1 protein-coding gene and 1 pseudogene are annotated in these 1,713 nt (G+C 47.9%); one reads left to right on the forward strand and one right to left on the reverse strand.

Features of this window, described 5'->3' with window-relative positions:
• On the forward strand, positions 1–655 hold a 655-nt coding region (locus R7M72_RS24365), incomplete at its 5' end, for a DUF6363 domain-containing protein (RefSeq protein ID WP_318056373.1).
• Between the two features lie 68 nt (positions 656–723).
• Here R7M72_RS24365 and pyk read toward each other — a convergent pair.
• Positions 724–1,713, reverse strand: a pseudogene (gene pyk, locus R7M72_RS24370) (pyruvate kinase); the annotation flags it as partial.

Below are 1,713 nucleotides of genomic sequence, written 5' to 3' on the forward strand. Positions count from 1 at the left end.
TTGTGCGATTCCTAAGTTGTACCATGGCCCTGTCGATGTAAATGGGCAAAAGTTTGTGGATGGTGGTGTATCAGCCTCGATTCCGGTTCAAGAAGCGTGGCGACAAAATGCGCGCAACATTATTGTGATTCGCACAGAACCCTTCTCTGAGATAGAGGCGAGGGCGCAAAGTGAAATCGGAGACGTGCCAGTAGAATGGTATCGCGAATCCATAAACTCGGTGCAGCAATCTTGGCAACAAAAAGTCAGCCAATGGAAGTCTGACTGGACGTCTTTCTTCCAACAAAAAATTAATACTGCGCACCAGTCTAAGTTAACTGGGAAAATGCTTCTCAACGGTGGTCGTTGGTTATTTGGTGCTGATAATTTGTATCGATTAAGCCATTTGATTGGTGAGAATTTTGATTCTGGTTTGGCCGATATGCTGATGATTCACTACCAGACCTTTGAGCTAACGCAGGCGTTTTTATCAAACCCACCGGACGACACGTTTATTTTGCAAATTGCACCCAAAGAGGGCTTGAAATCTTCTTCACTCCTGAGTGAACCAGAAGCGTTAGAACATGATTATCAATTGGGCTTGCAAGCTGGGTTTAATCTGGTTCAGTTATACGATCAACTGAATATGGACCTTGAAGGTAGAGAAAGTGCTTAAGCTAGCGTAAGTCACCTAAGCGATAAACAAAAAAGGGCTCCACTGGAGCCCTTAGCATTTCTATTACGTTAGACTGGCAGAATACGCATGCAGTTGGTTGAACCAACGACGTCCATCACGTCACCTTGAGTGATGATCACTAAGTCACCTTCATGTAGGTAACCTTGATCTTTGAGGCTAGAAATTGCGGCTCGAGCGGTCGGTAAGCCCGCATCGCATTTCGCATCAAAGTACACTGGCGTCACGCCACGATATAACGCTGCGCGGTTGAGCGTCGATTCGTTACGCGATAAAGCAAAAATCGGCAAACCAGAGCTTAGGCGTGACATCATCAAAGCAGTTCTTCCTGACTCTGTTAATGCAATCATCGCTTTGATGCCTTCCATGTGGTTCGCTGAGTACATGGTTGCCATTGCAATGGTCTCTTCTGCTGTTTCAAAGGTGCGGTCGAGACGGTAGGTCGATAGACTTGCTTCAGACATCTTTTCTGCGCCAATACAGACATCCGCCATTGATTTCACGGTCTCTACCGGCTATTGACCGGCAGCGGTCTCTCCAGACAGCATCACGGCATCGGTGCCATCCAAAACGGCGTTTGCTACGTCCATGACTTCTGCACGCGTTGGCATTGGGCTATTGATCATCGATTCCATCATTTGAGTTGCAGTAATGACAACGCGGTTCAAACTGCGAGCTCGACGAATGAGTTTTTTCTGAACACCGATCAGCTCAGGATCGCCAATCTCAACGCCTAAATCGCCGCGAGCGACCATCACGACGTCAGAAGCTAGGATGATATCGTCAATCGACTCGCTCGTGGCGACGGTTTCTGCACGTTCTACTTTTGCGACGAGTTTTGCTTCTAAGCCGGCATCCCGGGCCAAGCGTCTGGCATAGTGCATGTCCTCGCCATTGCGTGGGAAAGAAATGGCCAAATAGTCGACCTTAATTTCTGCGGCTGTGATGATGTCAGATTTGTCTTTCTCCGTGAGCGCATCGGCTGATAAGCCACCGCCTTTTTTGTTGATGCCCTTGTTGTTGGATAATGGGCCACCAAC

The sequence above is a fragment of the Vibrio sp. YT-18 genome, assembly GCF_033337345.1.
In the GTDB taxonomy this organism is placed as follows: Bacteria; Pseudomonadota; Gammaproteobacteria; order Enterobacterales; family Vibrionaceae; genus Vibrio; species Vibrio alginolyticus.